Source organism: Lysobacter capsici, from assembly GCF_018732085.1.
Lineage (GTDB): Bacteria > Pseudomonadota > Gammaproteobacteria > Xanthomonadales > Xanthomonadaceae > Lysobacter > Lysobacter capsici_A.
In genome coordinates, this window is sequence record NZ_CP076103.1 from 5,259,218 (window position 1) to 5,277,515 (window position 18,298).

Sequence of the window (18,298 nt, forward strand, 5' to 3'; positions counted from 1 at the left end):
GGCTGCCTGTCGCGGCCGGTTCCGGGACCGGGACGGGACCGGCGAGCCGCTCGCCCGACCCGCCCTCCGGGTGCCGGCCGGGTCCGGGCCGAGCGCAAAAAACTGGCCGCCCGCGCGCCCACCCGCTACCCTACGCCGCCGGGCGGTCTTTCACCGCCCGCTTTCGCATTCGCGACTTTTTCTTTTGGGGTGACCATGTCTGCACTGATTTGCGGCTCGCTGGCCTACGACACCATCATGGTGTTCCCGGACCAGTTCAAGAACCACATCCTGCCGGACAAGGTGCATATCTTGAACGTGTCGTTCCTGGTGCCGCGCATGCGCCGCGAGTTCGGCGGCTGCGCCGGCAACATCGCGTACAACTTGAAGCTGCTCGGCGGCGATCCGATTCCGATGGCCACCGTCGGCCAGGATTTCGGTCCGTATCGCGAATGGTTCGAAGAGCAGAAGATCCGCCTTGAGTGCGTCAAGGAAATCCCGGAGCTGTTCACGCCGCAGGCGTTCATTACCACCGATCACGACAACAACCAGATCACCGCGTTCCATCCCGGCGCGATGATGCGTTCGTACGAAAACCACGTGCGCGACGTGAAGGGCGTGACCTTCGGCATCGTCAGTCCCGACGGCCGCGAAGGCATGATCCAGAACGCCACCGAATTCGCAGAATTGGGCATTCCCTTCATCTTCGATCCGGGCCAGGCGATGCCGCTGTTCAACGGCGAAGAACTGCGTCATTTCATCGAGCAGGCCGACTACGTCACCGTCAACGATTACGAATCCAACCTGCTGCAAGAGCGCACCGGCTGGAGCGAGAGCGACATCGTCAAGCGCGTGAAGGCGTACATCACCACGCGCGGTCCGCACGGTTCGCAGATCCACACCGCCGAGAAGAGCTACGACATTCCGCCGGCGCACGAGCGCCGCGTGACCGATCCGACCGGCTGCGGCGACGCGTTCCGCGCCGGCCTGATCTTCGGCATCGAGAAGGGCTACGACTGGCTGACGATCGGCCGCATGGCCAATCTGATGGGCGCGTTGAAGGTCGAGCATCCGGGCACGCAGAACCAGCGTTTCGATTACGAAGAATTCGCCGAGCAGTTCCGGCAGCAGTTCGGGTATGCGTTGTAAGGGCGGGAGTCGGGAATCGGGAATCGGGAATCGTGAAAGCGGATTTCCGGCTTCGGCGTAGATCGCAATGCGTTGCAGACGATCCCGGCTTCGGCCGGGATTGTCGTTTGTGGGCTCGGGAGGTTGGGATCGGCGCGTTTGGACGAAAGGCGTCGGGGCTGAAGCCCCTCCCACAAAAGACCTCGTAGCCGCGAAATCTTTTGTGGGAGGGGCTTGAGCCCCGATGCTTTTCTTTCAGTTGTGGCGCCACTCAGACAGTGGCGCTTGATCTGCCGGCACCACTGCATCCCTTCGGTCCGCGCCCCGTCCCTCCACCCCATCCACCCATCCCCTCGCCGCTGCATCGCCCCACGGCAGTCGTAGAATCGCCGCACACCCCACGAGGAACGGCCATGCTGCGCCACGTCACCCAACGCCTCACCCTGCTGTTGATCAGCGCCTGCGCGTTCGCCGCCCACGCCGAAGGCGTCGGCCTGCGCACGCTGGAAACCCTCGAACCGATCACCGGCACCACCGTGCCGGCGGCGATCGTGTACCCGAGCAGCGACGCCAAGGCCGACGCCCTGACCTGGGTCGGCCCCTACCCCGTGCAGGCGCAGCGCGACGGCGCGGTCGCCGACGGCAAGCATCCGCTGATCGTGCTGTCGCACGGCCACGGCGGCGGCATGTACGGCCACCACGATCTCGCCACCGCGCTCGCGCGCCACGGCTACATCGTGGTCGCGCCGCAGCATATCGGCGACAGCTTCGACGACATGCGCGGCGCCGGCACCGACCGGGTGCTGCTCGGCCGCGCCTGGCAGGCCAGCGCGGTGATCAGCGCCGCGCTCAAAGACCCGACCCTCGGCCCGCACATCGACGCCGCCCGCATCGGCGCGGCGGGCTTCTCGGCCGGCGGCTACACCACCTTGCTGCTGCTCGGCGCGCAGCCCGATTTCAAGCGCTTTTTCAGCTTCTGCGAGAAATATCCGGGCACGCCGGAAATCTGCGACAAACCATTCCCGGCGAAGATGCGCACCATCGATCGTCCGCCGCCGACCGCCGATGCGCGCGTGCGCGCCGGCTTCTCGATGGCGCCGCTGAGCCTGATCCTCGACGCGGACGGACTGAAGGACGTGAAGGCGCCGGTGTTCCTGTACATCGCGCAGAAGGACCAAGTGCTGATGCCGTCGGAAAACGGCGCGCGCATCCGCGGCCTGCTGCCGAACCTCGCGCAATTCCGCGAGATTCCCGATGCCGACCACTACGTGTTCCTGGCGCCGTGCAGCGAGCAACTGGCCAAGGACGTGCCGCGGATCTGCACCGACGGCCCCGGGATCGATCGCGCCAAGATTCATGAGCGGATCAATGCCGATGCGATCGCGTTTTTCGATGCGCAGCTCAAAGGCGAGGGGGCGGCGCCGGCTGGGGCCAAGCCGAACGGGACCACCGGTCAGGTGAAGTCGGAACTGTAGGAAACCTGCCGTGGTTTTGCGGACTCGTCGCGATGCGGCGAGTCCGTGGCTGTCGTCGGAAGCCGAGGATTCAGGCGATCCGATCGAAAAGCGTCGGGCCTGAAGGCCCTCCCACAAAAGACCTCGAGACCTCGCGATCTGTTGTTGTATGGCTTTCAGGCCCGATGCGTTTATCGATCAGGATCGATATCGCTTCCCACAAGACTCCGGCGATATCACTCGCCCTCGTCGATCGCAGCCGCTGACAAGAGGCTGCGAAGCATCGAAGTCTTATGCGAGCGACAAAGTCTTTCGAAGGCAGCAAAGCCCCCCTTGGAAGCCGCGAAGTCTTTTGTGGGAGGGCCTTCAGGCCCGACGATCTTCGATCAGCAGCGACAATGCTTCATATCCGATAGCGCGCGGTATCGCACGGCCCCGCAGCACTCACAACCGCTTACGAAACACCGCGACGCTGACCCCATGCTGCGGCGTGGTATCGAGATACTCCCAGCCGAGCCGTCGCATCAAACTGCCGGCGGTCGCGGTGCCGGCATAGATCGCGCGATGGCCCAGGCGCATCGCATGACCTTCCAACGCCGCGATCAGGTGCGCGCCGATCCCGCGTCCGCGCCACTGCGGCGCGACCAGCCCGGCCGCGGCCCACGGAGTGAATTGCGGGTAGGCGTCGATCGATGCGGCCTTTAGCGCGGCGATGCCGACGACCTCGTCGTCGTCGAGCAAGGCGACCACACCGAGCGGCAATCCATCGCGCAGCGCATACGCCGCTAGGTCCGCGGCCGCATCGCCCGGGCCTTGCTCGCCGTAGTAATCGGGCCATTCGGCCTCGAACAGCCGCTGCAGCGCCGGCATGGCCTGCGTGTGGTCGGCCAGCAACGCGATGCGCGGAACGAGATGGGAACGATTCATGCGGTCGATCTTAGCCAGCTCTCGATCGCATCGCGCGAGTTCGTGTGCGCGGCGATCACAGTTCGCCCAATACAGCCACATATCCGCTCACTTGTCCGCTGCGACGCTCGCGGGCGGCCGCGGCGATGTCGATGCATCGCGCCAGCGCGCGAACGTGGCCGCGTCGCCGTCGAACACATTCAGATCCACCGGCCCGACGATGCCCGCGACCCGCGCGCGGTTGTGGTATTGCCACAACGCCCACGGCGCGCTCGCATCGGGCGCGCGCACGATCGCGCGCCGCCACAGCGCGCGTGGCGGCAGCGCCTGGCGATATGCGGCCAGGAATTCGGGCGTGACGTACAGCAGCGCCGGCTTCGCATACGCCTTCTCGACCGCGTGCAGGTAGGCATCGAGTTCGCGGCGCAGGGTGGCGTCGTCCGGCGTCTTGCCGCAGTTGCCGCCGAATTCCAGATCAACCGCGGGCGGCAAGGCATCGGCGGCCACCGGCACCGCATCGATGAAGTTGCGCGCCTGCTCGGCGCCGCCGCGGCAGAAGGTGAAGAAGTGATACGCCCCAGTGGCGATGCCGGCCGCGCGCGCGGCGCGCCAGTTCTCGGCGAAGCGGCGGTCGCGGTGATCGCCGCCTTCGCTGGCCTTGAGGTAGACGAAGGCGACGTCGTCGTGCGCGACCGCCGGCCAGTCGATCGCGGACTGATGGTGCGAGACGTCGATGCCGCGCAAGGGGAAACGTTCGCGATCGGGTTGCCAGTGCAGGAACAACCACCACGCCACCGACACGCCCAGCGCCGCGAGCAGGATCAGCGCGGCGATCCAGCTCGCGATTCGCACGATGCGCTGCTTCATGGCCGTGTTCCGGCGTAAATCACCCGCGCTGTTTCGGCGATCGGCAACGGCATCGCCGATACCATCGCGCCATCGAAAAGCGAGCTCATTCTTCCGACTGTCCCCACGACGCTTTCGCCAGTGGGATCCGCGCCTTGCGCAGGATCGCGTTCAATGCGGCCTGACTGCCCATCGAGTAGGTCTGGCCGTTGGAGCTGTTTTCCTCGTCGCCGTCGATGACGACCCGAACCTGTCCGCACTGATAGCACAGCAGCACGTCATAACGCTTTCCGCCCGATACGAACGCGACGCCGTGCCGGTACTCGGGATGACACATGGAAGTGTAGTCGGGAATTTTCCCGAGCGATTCGCGCAAGGCCCTCATCACCTGACTGCGATCGTTCTTGGCCTTCACGGCGACCTTGCCGAGCACCTTGTTGCCGGATAGACAGTCGCCGCGCTTGCACCACTCGTCTTGACTGCGCTCCAGGATTTCTTCGTTGCGCTTTTGCGCGGCGATGTACTTGGCGCTGCCGCGAGCGCCCTCGACCGGCGGCAAGTCCGGGGGCACATAGGGCTGCAACGAGTACAACGTCAACGCACCGTCCATCGCAGCCAACGCGGCCAGCGCGCGGCCGCGTGGCGAGTCGCGCTGCGGCGGTTGCGGCACATCGGGCCGCTCCATGCCGCGTTCGCCGACGGTCTTGCTGACTTCGAATTTTTCGCGTTTGCCCTCGGCGGCGTCGGCACGTCCGGCCAAGAAAACCGCGGAAAACACAAGGCCGATCATCGCCAGACCCCAAGCACCGCGCATGCCCGCCCTCACTTCCAACCCGGCAACTTGTCCTGCTTCAACCCACCGACTTCGAACGTCGCCGTGCGCGTGCCGCCGGCCTTGACCGGGAACTCGATGGTCAGCTCCTTGGCCTTGTCGAGCATGCGCCACAAGCCGCGTTCGTCCTCGATGAACATCGCGATCGCTTCGTCGGTCTTGGGCCTGCGCCCGGCCATGGTCTTGATCTTGCCGTCGATGCCGACCTTGAGCTTGCAGCCGCCGTAGCAATTGAAATCGCCGACCTGCAGCACGAGGTAACTGCTGCGGCCCCAGTCGGGGTGATCGCGGAAAATCAGCTGCACCGGACGCGGCGTGCGGCCGTCGGTTTCGACGTTCGCTTTCGCGTACAGCGACGCCGACAGCTGGGTGCCGTCCTTGCCCTTGTCGGTCTTGACCGGCGTGCTCATGTACGACCACAGCGACTCGACCCGGCGCTGCTCGCGCGCCAGCTTGGCCTTGCCCTGCGCTTCCTCGTACAGCGGCCGCACCCGGTCGGCGGTCGGCGTGCCCGGGTACTTGGAGGTGACGATCTCGCCGTAGGCGGCGGCCATTTCCCAGTTCTGCTGACCGTAGGCGCCGTCGAAATCCTTGGCCGCGGTCGCCGCGGCCTGTTCCTGCTGCGCGGCCTTGGCCGCTTCTGCGATCTTGGGATCGGGCTTTTCGCAGGCGCTCAGGATCATCGCGGCGGCGAGCAGCAAGGTGGCGGTACGGGTATTCATCGTGCTTGGCCCTTGTCTATCAATTGGGTCACGGCCTGCGCGGCCGCATCGGGACGTTCGACGATCGACATGTGGCCGCAACCGTCGAGCAATACGCGCTGTGCCTGCGGCAGCTGCGCCGCATACAGCTCCAGCGCGCTGGCATCGATCACCGCATCCTGCCGGCACCATAGCAGCAGCGCCGGCTGGGCGATGCGCGCGGCCTCGATGCCCGGCAGGAAGCGCTCGTCGCTACGGCCGATCTTGTCGAGCACGGCTTGCTCGAAGGCCGCGTCGCGCTTGCGCCGTTCGATGTAGATGCCGTCGGCCGGCCACGGGATCGACGGCTTGGCGCGCGGATCGTGGAACACGGTGTCGATGTAGCGTTGCAGCGACGCGGCGTCGTCGACCGCGAACGGGTTCTTGCCGTCCAGCACCTCGATGCCGAACCGGTTGTCCTTGAAACGCACGCCGGCCGCGTCGAACAAACCGACCCGGTCGACCTGCTGCGGATGCCGCGCGGTGGTCAGCGCGACGATGCCGCCGCCCATCGAATGACCGAGCAGCACGATCGGGCTGCCGCTCTTGCGCGCGACCTGTTCGATGAAGCGCGCGACGCGATCGTTCTGTGCGACGAAACCGTAATCGCCGCCCTGCTTGCGCTCGCTCTCGCCCCAACCGGGCAGATCCGGAATGAACAAGCGATAGCGACCGTGCAGGCGCTGCGCGAGCGGATACCAGTTTTCCTTTCCGCCGGTGAAGCCGTGGATCATGACGATCGTCGGCGCGTTCGCCGGCGCGTCGTCGTTGTAGGCGTAGACCCAGCGGTGATCGTCGATCTTGACCGCATTGCGGGTCAGCCCGGCGGCGATGCGTTGACGCGCGAAATCGGCCAGCACGACGCGATACGGGTCCCACCACAACCACACGAACACCGCGCACAACAAAACGGCCGCCCCGAGGGCGACCGTCTTGATGATGCCTCGCAGGCTCATGCGCTTGCGCTGCCGAGCCGGCTTACTGCCCGGCCGCCGACGGCTGCGCCGGCTGCTTGGCCTTGGCGATCACCGCCTCGACCGAACCGGTGGTGATCGGGTGATACCCCGGCTTGGCCTTGGCGAACGTGTCCTCGGCCAGCTTCAGGCCTTCGGGCGTCTTCACCAGTTCGCCGTAGGTCGGCATGATCAGCTTGCGCCGGCCGATCGTGGTGAGGAACGCGGCGATGGCCTGATCGGCCCGGTGATAACCGCTGCGCACCGCCAGCGGATACCAGCGCTGGGCGATCTCGCCATTCGGCGTGCCGGTGAACTTGTAGGCCGCATCGAGCGCGCCGAGCTGCTCGACGCTGAGTTTTTCCGGCATGCCTTCGATGAAATGCACCCATTCCTGGGTGGTCCACTTCGCTGTCAATGCCTTGTCCGGCAGCGCGCCGCCGTCGACCCAGGTCTTGCGCGCGGCATCGACCGCGTCGAAGCGCGGCGACACCGTCGCCGGCGCCGACTTCGGAATGCCCGGCCCGTAGATCCATTCGTCCAGCTCGGCTTCGCTGACCTTGCCCGGATGCTTGGCGAGCAGATTGGCCTTGGCGTAGTCGACGAACTGGGTGGTCGAGATGCTCTGGAACGCGAAGTGATTGAAGTAGTCGCGCAGGAACGGATCGAACACCTCGCGGCCGTAGCGCTGTTCCAGGAACTGCAGGAACCACGCGCCCTTGGTGTAGACGGTCGCGCTGCTGGCTTCGTCCGGGTCCTTGAGCACGCCGGGCTTGAGCGCCAGCGCCTGCAGCTTGGGATCGATGGTCTTGAACTCGGCGGCCAGTTCGTTGCGGCCGATCACGCTCTCCATGTCGGAGCGCTCCTTGCCGTACAGCGCTTCGATGATGCGGTTCTCGACGTAGCTGGTGAAGCCTTCGTTGAGCCAGGCGTCCTTGCTGCTGCTGAAGGTCACCAGGTTGCCCGACCAGCTGTGCGCCAACTCATGCGCGACCAGCGACACCAGCGACTTGTCGCCGACGATCACGGTCGGCGTGGCGAAGGTCAAACGCGGGTTTTCCATGCCGCCGTACGGGAACGACGGCGGCAGCACCAGGATGTCGTAACGCTCCCAGCGATAGGGGCCGTACAACTTCTCGGTGGTCTCCATCATCTTTTCGGTGTCGACGAATTCGGTCGCGGCCTTCTTGACCATGCCCGGTTCGGCCCACACGCCGCTGCGGTTGGAGATCGGCTGGAACACCAGATCGCCGGCCGCGATCGCCAGCAGGTACGACGGGATCTTCTGCGGCATCTTGAATTCGTAATCGCCGTCGCGCGCCGCCTTGGGATCGTTGTCGGCGCTCATCAGCACCATCGCGTCCTTCGGCGCGGTGACGTGCGCGGTGTAGGTGAAGCGCACGCTCGGCGTATCCTGCAGCGGCACCCACGAACGCGCGTGGATCTGCTGCGACTGGCTGAACATGAAGGGCGTTTTCTTGCCCTGGGTCATCGACGGTTCCAGCCACTGCAGGCCCGACGCGCTCGGCGAAGTCGCGTAGCTCACGCGGATGCGCTTGTTGCGGTCCGGCGCTTCGATGGTGAGCTTGCTGCCGAGGATATCGTCGGCCGTGGCGAGAGTGAACTTGAGGTCGACCCACTTGCCGTCGTCGCGTTCGCCGACGATCTTTTCGATCTTCAGATCGCGCGTGTCGAGCACGAGCTGGTTGGCCTTCGGATCGGTCCATTGCAGGGTGTAGGTCGCGCTGCCGGTCAGGGTCTTGCTGGCGAAATCGACCGCGAGCAGCAGGGCCAGGTCGTCGATGCGCACCAGATCGGGCTGGGCGTAGGAATGCTCGTCGCGGTCGGCCGCGGCTACGGCGGTGTCGGTCACTTTGGCCTCCGGCGTCGCGGTGGTCTTGGAAGCGTCGGCGGCCGGCGCGGCATCGCGCGAGCAACCGGCGGCGGTCAGGGCCGCGACAAGGCAAACGGTCAGGATCGAGGTACGCATGGAAAACCACGGCAGCGGGTGAGGGCCCGAGTGTAGCGCCTCGCCCCGCGGCTGGGCTTGTGCATGTTGGCAGGTCGCCGGGACAGGGGCGCGGCGGGCTGTATCGCGAACGACACATCGATCTTGCCGGTACAGCGTCGGGGCCTACGCGCCCTCCCACATCACTCGCGAAGCGACGAGGTTTTTTGTGGGAGGGGCTTGAGCCCCGACGCTTTCCGCTCCGAAGCGACGAAGCCCACAGAATCGAATTCGCCCCCACCACGACCGCAATACGCATCGTCCTGACTGCCCCCGCTGCGCAACCGCCGCGACCGGGCTAGCGTGGGCGCCCTACTCCCACCTTATGGAACCCTTCGACATGAGCCTTCCCCTCGCAGGAAAAGTCGCCCTGGTCACCGGCGGCAGCCGCGGCATCGGCGCGGCGATCGCCAAGCGCCTGGCCGATGACGGCGCCGACGTGGTGCTGACCTACGCGCGCGCGGCCGACCAAGCCAACGCGGTCGCTCAGCAGATCCAGGCCGGCGGCCGCCGCGCGCTCGCGCTGGCCGCCGACAGCGCCGATCCGCAGGCGGTGATCGCCGCGGTCGAGCGCACCGTGAGCGAATTCGGCCGCATCGACATCGTGGTCAACAACGCCGGCGTGTTTCCCTACGGTCCGTTCGAAGACGAGAGCGCCGAAAGCTACGAGCGGGTGATGGCGATCCACGTGCGCGCGCCGTTCGTGGCCGCGCAGGCCGCGTCCCGGCACCTGCCGCGCGGCGGCCGCATCATCACCATCGGCAGCTGCCTGGGCGAGCGCGTCGGCGCGCCGGGCATGACCTTGTACTCGATGAGCAAGGCCGCGGTGATCGGCCTAAGCAAGGGCCTGGCGCAGGACCTGGGCAAACGCGGCATCACCGTCAACGTGGTCCAGCCCGGCCCGGTCGATACCGACATGAACCCGGCCGACGGCGAAGGCGCCGACCACCAGCGCGCGGGCCTGCCGCTGGGCGAATTCGGCCGCGCCGAAGATGTCGCCGCGACCGTGGCGCACCTGGCGGGGCCGGGCGGGAATTTCATTACGGGCACGGCGATTTCGGTGGATGGCGGGTTTTCGGCGTGAGGGGTCGGACGCGGGGTGCCTGGTGAGGTGACGGGCTTCGTTGGTCGATCCAACGAGGCTTCATCGAACGCAGCAACGAGGCGCTAGACGTTGAGCAAAAAGCCCCGTAGCTATTCTTGGCGTACCCGCGTCCTTTCCAGAACGTCATTCCCGCGAACGCGGGAATCCAGCGACTTTCGTGCGGCCACGGTTGAAGGCACTGGATTCCCGCCTTCGCGGGAATGACGAATTGAGAGTTGCGATCAAGAGCGTCGTTTCGCGCATAACGCTCTTGTTCGTCATCCCCGCGAATGCGGGGATCCAGAGACTTCAGAGCCATGCCGCGGTGAAGCCCTGGATTCCCGCCTTCGCGGGAATGACGGGCGTGGGGGTTCACACGTCAAACCGGCCTACGTGATGGGGCCGGAAAGAGGCTGTAAACCGCGGTACGCGATACACCGGATACACGACAAACAGGAGCAACGCTCTCGAACGGTCGCCGGCGTATGCCTGCGCACCGTCGCCGGCGCCGCCGACTGCGTTACGCCTTGTAGCCGGTATGAATCGCGCAAATGCCTGCGCTCAGATTCTTGTAATCCACGCGCGCAAAACCCGCATCGACCATCATCTGCTTGAGCTCGTCCTGCGGCGGGTGCTTGCGGATGCTCTCGGACAGATAGCGGTAACTCTCGCTGTCGTTGGCGAACAGCTTGCCCAGGCGCGGCAGCACGTTGAACGAGTGGAAGTCGTAGATCGGCTTGAACCACTCGGCCTTCACTTCGGAAAATTCGAGCACGCGCGCCTGGCCGCCGACCTTGAGCACGCGCAGCATCTCGCGCAGCGCAGCGTCCTTGTCGGTGACGTTGCGCAGGCCGAAGGCGATGGTGACCAGGTCGAAGCTCGCATCCGGGAACGGCAGCGACTCGGCATTGAGCTGCACGTATTCGAAGCCCGACACGCGACCGCGATCGGTCATGCGGTCGCGGCCGACCCGCAGCATGTCCTGGTTGATGTCGCCCAGCACGATCACGCCGCGGTCGCCGACCCGGTCGCGCAGCAGCGCGGCGATGTCGCCGGTGCCGCCGGCCAGATCGAGCACGCGGTCGCCGCGGCGAACCTGCGCGGTGGCGGTGAAATAGCGCTTCCAGACCCGATGGATGCCCAGGCTCATCAGGTCGTTCATCAGGTCGTAGTTGCTGGCGACCGAGGAAAACACTTCGCCGACCAGCTTGCGCTTTTGCTCGCGCGGAACGTCGCGGAAGCCGAAGTGGGTGGTGTCGGGTTTGGGGACGGATTCGCTCATGGGCCGATTATCGCACGCGCGGCGCAAGCGGCGGGTGAGGCCGTTTGCCGCGTAGATGGCCGCCTCCGGGGCCTTTTGTGGGAGGGGCTTGAGCCCCGACGCTTTTCGTTCAGATCGTCGCGCCGGACCGGAAAGCGTCGGGGCTCAAGCCCCTCCCACAAAGACCTCCAGCGGCATCGGTCCTGGAAGAGTTTTGGCATCATGCCCGCCATGACCGCGAACCTGACCTGGCAGAGCAAGCCCTACGCCGAACTGAGCCTGGACGAGCTGTACGAGCTGCTGCGCCTGCGCGCGGAAGTGTTCGTGATCGAACAGAACTGCGTCTACCTCAACCCCGACGGCAAGGACCGCCATCCGCAGGCCCTGCATCTGTTCGGCCGCGATGCCGACGGCACCCTCGCCGCCTACCTGCGCATCCTGCCGCCGGGGCTGAGTTTTCCCCAGGTCAGTTTCGGCCGCGTGCTGACCGCCGCCAGCCACCGCGGACGCGGTGTCGGCGGGCCGATGCTGGAAGCGGCGCTGCGCGAGATCGAGCGGGTCTGGCCGGGCGCGGATATCCAGATCGGCGCGCAGGCGCATCTGCTGGGGTATTACGGGCGTTATGGATTTGAACCGTCGTCGCAGCCGTATGACGAAGACGGCATTCCACACGTGGACTTGTTGCGACGCGGGCGAGGTGTGGCGCCGGTTCAACCGGAATGACGGCTTGAGAGAGCGTCATTATCCGCCCGGCCGCGGCACCGATGCAGATGACGGCGAAGGCGACCGCGGCTGCGACAACGCCCGCAGCAACACCACCGCGCCCATCAGCAACAACACATCCTTGAGCAGGAACTGCCCGGTCCCGCCCACGAACGGAAAGCCGTAATCCGGCTGCCAGCCCGGCGTGGTGAACACGAACGTATTGGTCAGCACATAAGTGACGATCGCCGCCCACAGACCCCAGCGCGCGACCCGCGGCCGCCACGGCCACAGCGCGATCAAGGCCGCGGTCATCAACTCGACCACGCCGATGAAATTCGAAGCGCCCTGCTCGCCCAACAGCGGATACAACCAGTTGAACAGCGCACTGGGCCGCATCAATCCGGCCACGCCCCGCGCTTCGATCGCGGTGAACTTCATCAGCCCGATCCATACCAGCACCAGCAGTTGCCCGACCCACAATGCATACAGCGCGCGACGCTGACCGGTCGCGCAACCGCGTTGATCAGCGAACACACCCAGCGCCAGACCGGCGATGCCCAGGTGCTTGAGCACGGTCTGGCCGCTGCCGATCACCGGAAAGCCGGCGTACGGCGGCTCATGGACCCACGCGGCCGGCGTAAGCAGCAACAACAGGCCGGCGCCCCACCACGCCATCGCCGCCATCGCCGCGCCCTTGCGCCAGGCTCCGGCCGGCGCGAGCAGCAACGACGCACCGATCGCGCACTGGATCGCGCCGAGGCTCGCGCTGATCCATTCCGCGCGGCTCGTCCACGCCGCCGCGCCGATCGCGTTCAACGCCTTGCCCAGCGCCGCGGCTTCGAACGGGAAAAACCGCATCAGGCCGAACCACAGCGTCAACAGCCCCAGCAAACGGGCCGAGACGTTCCACCACCGCGTCAGCGACGCGGTTTCCATCGAGCGATGCATGAAGACTCCATTGATAGCGATGCGCAGCAGTGCGCGCCTCCATCAAGAGGCCGCGGGCGTGCAAAAGGATTCGCGCCGGCCTCGCTCGCCGGATCGGCGCAGATCGCACTCGACCCGGCGCCGCACTCGCGCCAGACTGGCGGCCATCGCTCAGGAGTCCCACATGATCGCCACCCCCGACTACCGCGCCCTGCTCGCCACTGCCGTCGCCGAAGCCCGCCAGGGCCTGGCCGAGGGCGGCATTCCGATCGGCGCGGCGCTGTTCCACGACGACGGCCGCCTGCTCGGCTGCGGCCATAACCGCCGCATCCAGGAGAACGATCCGTCGGTCCACGGCGAAACCGATGCCTTCCGCAAGGCTGGCCGCCAGCGCCGTTACCGCGACACGATCATGGTCACCACGCTCGCGCCGTGCTGGTACTGCAGCGGCCTGGTGCGCCAGTTCAACATCGGCACGGTGGTGGTCGGCGAATCGGTCAACTTCAGCGGCGGCGTGGACTGGCTGCGCGAGGCCGGGGTCAAGGTGATCGACCTGGCCGACCAGGAATGCATCGAGATGCTCGGCGGCTACATCGCGGCCAATCCGGATGTGTGGAATGAGGATATCGGCGAGGATTGAGGTCGGGACTAGGGTCTGGATTCCCGATTCCCGATTCCCGATTCGGGAAAAGTCTGTTTCCACCGGTTTTCGTGCGCAAGCGTGCTGGCGATGTCCGACTCAGGCAGGGTGCCCTCAGACTCCGCGGTGCTGATCCGGCCCTACGTGCTGGACGACTGGCCGCGCCTGTGCGAAATCCACGACCGCGCGCGCCTGGACGAATTGAAACTCAGCGCCAATCCGGCCGCGTTCCGCAGCCTGGCGCGCACCGCGCACAGCGAAGGTTTGTTCGAGGGCCGGCTCGATGTCGGCCTGCTCGACGGCGTCGTGCAAGGTTTCGTCGCGTATCAGCGGCATACGCTGAACTGGTTGTACGTCCACCCCGAGGCCTATCGCCGCGGGGTCGGACGCAGCCTGCTGCGGCACGCGCTGGCCGATTGCGGGCCGGTGGTCGGCACCCAGGCGCTGGACGGCAACGAACCGGCGCTGCGGCTGTATCGCTCCGAGGGTTTCGTCGAAATCGAACGCCGCAACGGCCGCCTCGCCGGCAGCGACGAGTATCCCGCGGTCGGCGTGATCCTGCGGCGCTGGCGCTGAGCTCACCGCTCATACAGGCGCGCTCAGACCAGCGCGCTCAGACCGGCTTGAGCACCATCAGCCAGAAGATCGCCATCACGCTGAGGAACGCCGGCCAGCCGAGCCAGAACCACCAGCGCATCGTGCGGTAATACGCCGGCGACAACGCTTCGCCCGCGGCCGCGGCTTCGCTCGCCAACCGCTTCGCGCGCGCCTGCAGCCACAGCACCGGCAACCAGCACGCGCCGACCACGAAGAACAGCACCAGCGCGGTCTTCAGCCAGAACACCGACGGCGGCATCCCTAAGTGCAGCATCAGCCACACGCCGGTGGCGAACTGCACGATCACCGCCGGCGCGGTGAAACAGGCGTCGGCGATCACCACCGTGCGCGCGGTCTCGGCGATCACCTTCGCATCGCCGCGCTTGTGCGCGATCCAGAAGAAGAACGCGATGCCCAGGCCAGTGCCGAACAGCAAGGTCGACGACAGGATGTGTATCCACTTCACCCACAGATAGAGCATCGGTTCATCTCCTGTCCGCCAGCACCCAGGCCACCGCGAGCGCCGGCAGCACCACCAGATTCTTGGCCAGCCCGCCCAGCGGGTCGAGCCACTGCATCGGCAGCAAGGCGCCGAACACCACGGTGTAGGCCAGCACGCTGATGCCCATCAGGCCGAGCATCCAGCGCGGCCGCCAGCCGATCAACAGGCCCGCGGCGAGCACGGCATCGAGCGCCGCGGTCGCGCGCGCCAGCAATACCGGTTGCAACGCCTGCATCGGCGAACCGGCGGTCATCGCCTCGATCGTCGCCGCGGGCGTGAGCCATCCAGCCAGCGCCGAGATCAACCACAACGCGACGATCGCCAGGCGCAAGGTCGGCGCGAGGAAATACAGCTGCGCCTGCCAACGGTCCTGGACCTGGCTCGGCGTGGCGGCGAGCACTTGCGGCAGATCGCGCGCGGCGTGGCCGAAGTCGGCTTGCACCCGCGCCGGCGCGTCCGCCGCGGTGATGTTGCCGCGCCGGAGCATGCGCCACATAGTCTGCCCGACCGGACCGCGGCCGAGGCGTTCGCTGATCGCGACCTGCAGCGACACCAGCGATTGTGGGAAATCGATCGCACGGGTGCCGTCGATGCGCAGCCAGCGCCGCCAATGGGTTTGGTACTCGCGCAGGGACATCGTGCGCGGACCGCCGATTTCGTAGATGCCGCACTGCGTGCCGGCCGCCGCGCGCGCGGCGATCTCGCCGAGGTCTTCGGCCGCGACCGGCTGCAGCGGCCAATGGCCGTCGCCGGGCAGCAACTGCCAGCCCGGAAACGCAGCCAGCGCGCGCAGCAGCGAGGTGCCGCCGTAGGAACCCGAAGCGGCGTAGACGATCGACGGCCGCAGCGCCACCGCGCTCAGCGGCAGCGCGAGCAGGGCTTCATCGAAACGGTGCTTGGAGGCGAGAAAGCCGCCGTCCTCGGCCTGTCCGAGCGCGGAGATCTGCACGAAGCGCGCGACGCCGAACTCGACGCAGGCCTGCGCCAGCGCGAGCGGGCCATCGACGTGGATGGCCTGGAACGTCTGCGCGCCGGTCTCGCGCAGGATGCCGGCGACGTTGACCACCGCATCGACGCCGCGCAGGCTGTCGCGCCAGGCGTCGGGCGTGGTCATGCGGGCGAGGTCGGCGATGCGTTCGTCCTCGCGCGGGGCGCGGCCGCTGTCGCGCACGCCGCGCAGCACGCGCCAACCGTGGCGATGCAAGGCGGCGATCAGATAGCCGGCGAGAAACCCATTGGCGCCGATGACCAAGGCGGTGCGCGCGGTGTCGGTCCGTGGCACGGGTGCGGTGTCGTCCATGGGGCGACACGGTAGCAGAGCGGGTGCGGATTTCGGACTGGTTGCGCGATAAATTCATGCGCGCATTCAACAGATCGTCGCGCCTGCGTTCCCTCTCCCGCTTGCGGCGACCGAAGGAAGCGCAGAGCTGAGAGGGTTAGGGTGAGGGTGCGAAGCGTGTGTTATTGCGCTGCCGCGTATCAGGCGACGCAGCTTGCGAATGCTCCCTCACCCCAACCCCTCTCAGCTCTGCACTTCCTTCGGTCGCCGCAAGCGGGAGAGGGGCTTTGAAGCAGCGCGAATTGCAGGTGCGGATTACAGGATGTAACGACTCAAATCCGGGTCCTGCACCAACTCGCCCAGATGTTCATCGACGTAGGCGCGATCGATCGTCACCGCCTGTCCGTCGCGATCGGGCGCCTCATAGCTCAAGGTATCGAGCAACCGCTCGAGCACCGTATGCAGACGACGCGCGCCGATATTTTCCTGACGTTCGTTGACCTGCGCGGCGATCTCGGCCAGACGATCCACCGCATCGGCCGTGAACTGCAGGTTCACGCCTTCGGTCTTGAGCAGTTCGACGTACTGGGTGGTCAGCGCGGCCTTGGGCTCGGTCAGGATGCGGACGAAATCGTCCTTGGTCAGCGCGGTCAGCTCGACCCGGATCGGGAAGCGGCCCTGCAACTCGGGGATCAGGTCGCTGGGCTTGGCCAGATGGAACGCGCCCGATGCGATGAACAGGATGTGGTCGGTCTTGACCGCGCCGTACTTGGTGCTCACGGTCGAGCCTTCGACCAGCGGCAGCAGGTCGCGCTGCACGCCTTCGCGGCTGACATCGCCGCCGCTCATCCCCGATTCGCCGCGCTTGGCGACCTTGTCGATCTCGTCGATGAACACGATGCCGTGCTGCTCGCAGGCTTCGATCGCGGCCTGGCGGATGTCGTCTTCGTTGACCAGCTTGCCGGCCTCCTCCTCGATCAGCTGCGGACGCGCGGCCTTGATCGTGAGGTGCTTCTTCTGGCTCTTGCCGCCGGACACCTGCGAGAACATCTGCCGCAGCTGCTGGCCCATTTCCTCCATGCCGGGCGGCGCCATGATGTCGACGCCGACGTTGAGCGAGGTTTCGATCTCGATCTCGCGTTCGTCCAGCTCGCCGCTGCGCAATTGCTTGCGCAACTTGCTGCGGGTGTCGCTGTCGGGTGCGCTGTGATCGGCGGCCGGGGTTTCCGCGCCGAAGCCGAAACCGCCGGGCACGCGCTTGGGCAGCAGCGCATCGAGGATGCGGTCCTCGGCGCGGTCTTCGGCCTGGGTGCGCACGCGGCTCTTGGCCTGCTCGCGATACAGCTTGACCGCGGTGTCGGCCAGATCGCGCACGATCTGTTCGACGTCCTTGCCGACGTAGCCGACCTCGGTGAAGCGCGTGGCCTCGACCTTGACGAACGGCGCGTTGGCGAGCGTCGCCAGGCGGCGCGCGATCTCGGTCTTGCCGACGCCGGTCGGACCGATCATCAGGATGTTCTTGGGCATGACTTCGTTGCGCAGATCGTCATCGAGCTGCATGCGCCGCCAACGGTTGCGCAGCGCGATCGCGACCGCGCGCTTGGCCGCGTGCTGGCCGACGATGTGGCGATCGAGTTCCTGCACGATTTCGCGCGGGGTCATGGTGGCGTGGGTGTTGTCGGGTTTCATGGCGTATTCGGGAATAAGGAATAGGGAATCGGGAATGGTCAAAGCACGCGGTGAAACGAGGTCGGGGAGAAACGCTCTTGCGATTCCCTATTCCCGATTCTCCATTCCCGGCTTCAAAGCTCCTCAACCACCACATTGCGATTCGTATAGATGCACACGTCGCCCGCGATGCCGATCGACTCGGTGGCGATGGTGCGCGCGTCGAGCTGGGTGTGGGCCATCAGTGCGCGCGCGGCGGACAACGCGTACATGCCGCCCGAACCGATCGCGATGATGCCGTCTTCGGGCTCGATCACATCGCCCGTGCCGCTGATGATCAAGGAGGTTTCCCTGTCGGCCACCGCGAGCAGCGCTTCGAGTTTTCCAAGGCGGCGTTCGGTGCGCCAGTCCTTGGCCAGTTCGACCGCGGCGCGGGTCAGCTGGCCGTGTTTTTCCAGCTTGGCTTCGAACAATTCGAACAAGGTGAACGCGTCGGCGGCGGCGCCGGCGAAACCGGCCAATACCTGGCCGTCGCGGCCCAGGCGACGCACCTTGCGCGCGTTCGACTTCATGACGGTGTGACCGAGCGTCACCTGGCCGTCGCCGGCCACGGCGACGCGACCGTCGCGGCGTACCGAGACGATCGTGGTGGCGTGAAACACGTTGGGATTCTGACTCGGGTCCATTGCGACCTCCGGGATACTGAATTCCTGGATGGGGGCGCGGGGCGGCGAGTCAAGTCCCCGGCCCTGGTGTTGCCTCGACGCAGCGATGCTTTTGTGGGAGGGG

Annotated in this window: 19 protein-coding genes; 7 read left to right on the plus strand and 12 right to left on the minus strand. The window is 66.4% G+C overall.

Going from position 1 to position 18,298, the window contains the following annotated elements; genetic code table 11:
• Window positions 1-195: 195 nt before the first annotated feature.
• The 3 genes from KME82_RS21990 to KME82_RS27245 all read left to right on the plus strand — a co-directional run bounded on the left by KME82_RS21990 (window position 196) and on the right by KME82_RS27245 (window position 2,827).
• Window positions 196-1,128, plus strand: a complete 933-nt coding sequence (locus tag KME82_RS21990) for a carbohydrate kinase family protein (protein ID WP_036101619.1) — start codon at window positions 196-198, stop codon at window positions 1,126-1,128.
• 392 nt (window positions 1,129-1,520) lie between these two features.
• Entirely contained in the window at window positions 1,521-2,582 is a 1,062-nt protein-coding gene (locus KME82_RS21995; RefSeq protein ID WP_215495907.1) for an alpha/beta hydrolase family protein, read from the plus strand.
• A 32-nt stretch (window positions 2,583-2,614) separates the two neighbouring features.
• On the plus strand, window positions 2,615-2,827 hold the full coding sequence (locus tag KME82_RS27245) for a DUF6053 domain-containing protein (protein ID WP_430538751.1): 213 nt from the start codon (window positions 2,615-2,617) through the stop codon (window positions 2,825-2,827).
• Window positions 2,828-3,005: 178 nt separating this feature from the next.
• Here the strand turns inward: KME82_RS27245 and KME82_RS22000 are convergent, their stop codons facing one another.
• The 6 genes from KME82_RS22000 to KME82_RS22025 all read right to left on the minus strand — a co-directional run bounded on the left by KME82_RS22000 (window position 3,006) and on the right by KME82_RS22025 (window position 8,828).
• Window positions 3,006-3,488, minus strand: a complete 483-nt coding sequence (locus KME82_RS22000) for a GNAT family N-acetyltransferase (RefSeq protein WP_215495908.1) — start codon at window positions 3,486-3,488, stop codon at window positions 3,006-3,008.
• Window positions 3,489-3,575: 87 nt separating this feature from the next.
• The gene (locus KME82_RS22005; RefSeq protein WP_215495909.1) at window positions 3,576-4,334 is read right to left on the minus strand and encodes a GH25 family lysozyme; all 759 of its coding nucleotides are present in this window, start codon (window positions 4,332-4,334) and stop codon (window positions 3,576-3,578) included.
• 85 nt (window positions 4,335-4,419) lie between these two features.
• Window positions 4,420-5,073 carry a hypothetical protein gene (locus tag KME82_RS22010; protein ID WP_215495910.1) on the minus strand — a complete coding sequence of 218 codons (654 nt, stop codon included), beginning with the start codon at window positions 5,071-5,073 and terminating at the stop codon, window positions 4,420-4,422.
• 62 nt (window positions 5,074-5,135) lie between these two features.
• Window positions 5,136-5,867 carry a hypothetical protein gene (locus KME82_RS22015; protein ID WP_057922680.1) on the minus strand — a complete coding sequence of 244 codons (732 nt, stop codon included), beginning with the start codon at window positions 5,865-5,867 and terminating at the stop codon, window positions 5,136-5,138.
• Window positions 5,864-6,841 carry an alpha/beta fold hydrolase gene (locus KME82_RS22020; RefSeq protein WP_215495911.1) on the minus strand — a complete coding sequence of 326 codons (978 nt, stop codon included), beginning with the start codon at window positions 6,839-6,841 and terminating at the stop codon, window positions 5,864-5,866. The genes KME82_RS22015 and KME82_RS22020 overlap by 4 nt, the downstream gene beginning before the upstream one ends.
• Before the next feature lie 22 nt (window positions 6,842-6,863).
• On the minus strand, window positions 6,864-8,828 hold the full coding sequence (locus KME82_RS22025) for a M1 family metallopeptidase (protein ID WP_215495912.1): 1,965 nt from the start codon (window positions 8,826-8,828) through the stop codon (window positions 6,864-6,866).
• A 358-nt stretch (window positions 8,829-9,186) separates the two neighbouring features.
• Between KME82_RS22025 and KME82_RS22030 the strand changes: the two genes are divergently transcribed.
• Complete coding sequence (locus tag KME82_RS22030) at window positions 9,187-9,930, plus strand: SDR family NAD(P)-dependent oxidoreductase (protein ID WP_215495913.1); 744 nt, start codon at window positions 9,187-9,189, stop codon at window positions 9,928-9,930.
• A gap of 520 nt (window positions 9,931-10,450) precedes the next feature.
• Here the strand turns inward: KME82_RS22030 and ubiE are convergent.
• Window positions 10,451-11,212 carry a bifunctional demethylmenaquinone methyltransferase/2-methoxy-6-polyprenyl-1,4-benzoquinol methylase UbiE gene (gene ubiE / locus KME82_RS22035; protein WP_215495914.1) on the minus strand — a complete coding sequence of 254 codons (762 nt, stop codon included), beginning with the start codon at window positions 11,210-11,212 and terminating at the stop codon, window positions 10,451-10,453.
• Between the two features lie 201 nt (window positions 11,213-11,413).
• On the opposite strand from ubiE, the gene KME82_RS22040 reads away from it, so the two are divergent.
• Complete coding sequence (locus KME82_RS22040) at window positions 11,414-11,914, plus strand: GNAT family N-acetyltransferase (RefSeq protein WP_215495915.1); 501 nt, start codon at window positions 11,414-11,416, stop codon at window positions 11,912-11,914.
• A gap of 18 nt (window positions 11,915-11,932) precedes the next feature.
• Here KME82_RS22040 and KME82_RS22045 read toward each other — a convergent pair whose 3' ends face one another.
• A complete protein-coding gene (locus tag KME82_RS22045; protein ID WP_215495916.1) occupies window positions 11,933-12,844 on the minus strand; it encodes a YkgB family protein in 912 nt (303 codons plus the stop codon).
• Window positions 12,845-13,007: 163 nt separating this feature from the next.
• Here KME82_RS22045 and KME82_RS22050 point away from each other — a divergent pair, with 163 nt between their 5' ends.
• Window positions 13,008-13,463: a nucleoside deaminase gene (locus tag KME82_RS22050; RefSeq protein ID WP_036101637.1), complete on the plus strand. Its 456-nt coding sequence runs from the start codon at window positions 13,008-13,010 to the stop codon at window positions 13,461-13,463.
• Between the two features lie 108 nt (window positions 13,464-13,571).
• Complete coding sequence (locus KME82_RS22055) at window positions 13,572-14,039, plus strand: GNAT family N-acetyltransferase (protein WP_215495917.1); 468 nt, start codon at window positions 13,572-13,574, stop codon at window positions 14,037-14,039.
• Window positions 14,040-14,076: 37 nt separating this feature from the next.
• Here KME82_RS22055 and KME82_RS22060 read toward each other — a convergent pair whose 3' ends face one another.
• The 4 genes from KME82_RS22060 to hslV form a co-directional block, all read right to left on the minus strand.
• The gene (locus tag KME82_RS22060) at window positions 14,077-14,541 is read right to left on the minus strand and encodes a DUF2269 family protein (protein ID WP_215495918.1); all 465 of its coding nucleotides are present in this window, start codon (window positions 14,539-14,541) and stop codon (window positions 14,077-14,079) included.
• A gap of 4 nt (window positions 14,542-14,545) precedes the next feature.
• Window positions 14,546-15,862 (minus strand): SDR family oxidoreductase, encoded by a 1,317-nt coding sequence (locus KME82_RS22065; protein ID WP_215495919.1) that lies wholly within the window; start codon window positions 15,860-15,862, stop codon window positions 14,546-14,548.
• A gap of 294 nt (window positions 15,863-16,156) precedes the next feature.
• The gene (hslU, locus tag KME82_RS22070; protein ID WP_430538752.1) at window positions 16,157-17,530 is read right to left on the minus strand and encodes an ATP-dependent protease ATPase subunit HslU; all 1,374 of its coding nucleotides are present in this window, start codon (window positions 17,528-17,530) and stop codon (window positions 16,157-16,159) included.
• 113 nt (window positions 17,531-17,643) lie between these two features.
• On the minus strand, window positions 17,644-18,195 hold the full coding sequence (gene hslV / locus KME82_RS22075) for an ATP-dependent protease subunit HslV (protein WP_215495920.1): 552 nt from the start codon (window positions 18,193-18,195) through the stop codon (window positions 17,644-17,646).
• Between the last annotated feature and the right edge of the window lie 103 nt (window positions 18,196-18,298).

Bases quoted from the DNA above. Each gene is read 5' to 3' on its own strand.
- KME82_RS21995 (WP_215495907.1), top strand. From the start codon at position 1,521: ATGCTGCGCCACGTCACCCAACGCCTCACCCTGCTGTTGATCAGCGCC.
- hslV (WP_215495920.1), bottom strand. From the start codon at position 18,195: ATGGACCCGAGTCAGAATCCCAACGTGTTTCACGCCACCACGATCGTC.
- KME82_RS27245 (WP_430538751.1), top strand. From the start codon at position 2,615: ATGCGGCGAGTCCGTGGCTGTCGTCGGAAGCCGAGGATTCAGGCGATC.
- KME82_RS22005 (WP_215495909.1), bottom strand. From the start codon at position 4,334: ATGAAGCAGCGCATCGTGCGAATCGCGAGCTGGATCGCCGCGCTGATC.
- KME82_RS22045 (WP_215495916.1), bottom strand. From the start codon at position 12,844: ATGCATCGCTCGATGGAAACCGCGTCGCTGACGCGGTGGTGGAACGTC.
- hslU (WP_430538752.1), bottom strand. From the start codon at position 17,530: ATGAAACCCGACAACACCCACGCCACCATGACCCCGCGCGAAATCGTG.
- KME82_RS22000 (WP_215495908.1), bottom strand. From the start codon at position 3,488: ATGAATCGTTCCCATCTCGTTCCGCGCATCGCGTTGCTGGCCGACCAC.
- KME82_RS22065 (WP_215495919.1), bottom strand. From the start codon at position 15,862: ATGGACGACACCGCACCCGTGCCACGGACCGACACCGCGCGCACCGCC.
- KME82_RS22025 (WP_215495912.1), bottom strand. From the start codon at position 8,828: ATGCGTACCTCGATCCTGACCGTTTGCCTTGTCGCGGCCCTGACCGCC.
- KME82_RS21990 (WP_036101619.1), top strand. From the start codon at position 196: ATGTCTGCACTGATTTGCGGCTCGCTGGCCTACGACACCATCATGGTG.
- KME82_RS22015 (WP_057922680.1), bottom strand. From the start codon at position 5,867: ATGAATACCCGTACCGCCACCTTGCTGCTCGCCGCCGCGATGATCCTG.
- KME82_RS22050 (WP_036101637.1), top strand. From the start codon at position 13,008: ATGATCGCCACCCCCGACTACCGCGCCCTGCTCGCCACTGCCGTCGCC.
- KME82_RS22020 (WP_215495911.1), bottom strand. From the start codon at position 6,841: ATGAGCCTGCGAGGCATCATCAAGACGGTCGCCCTCGGGGCGGCCGTT.
- KME82_RS22060 (WP_215495918.1), bottom strand. From the start codon at position 14,541: ATGCTCTATCTGTGGGTGAAGTGGATACACATCCTGTCGTCGACCTTG.
- KME82_RS22040 (WP_215495915.1), top strand. From the start codon at position 11,414: ATGCCCGCCATGACCGCGAACCTGACCTGGCAGAGCAAGCCCTACGCC.
- KME82_RS22030 (WP_215495913.1), top strand. From the start codon at position 9,187: ATGAGCCTTCCCCTCGCAGGAAAAGTCGCCCTGGTCACCGGCGGCAGC.
- ubiE (WP_215495914.1), bottom strand. From the start codon at position 11,212: ATGAGCGAATCCGTCCCCAAACCCGACACCACCCACTTCGGCTTCCGC.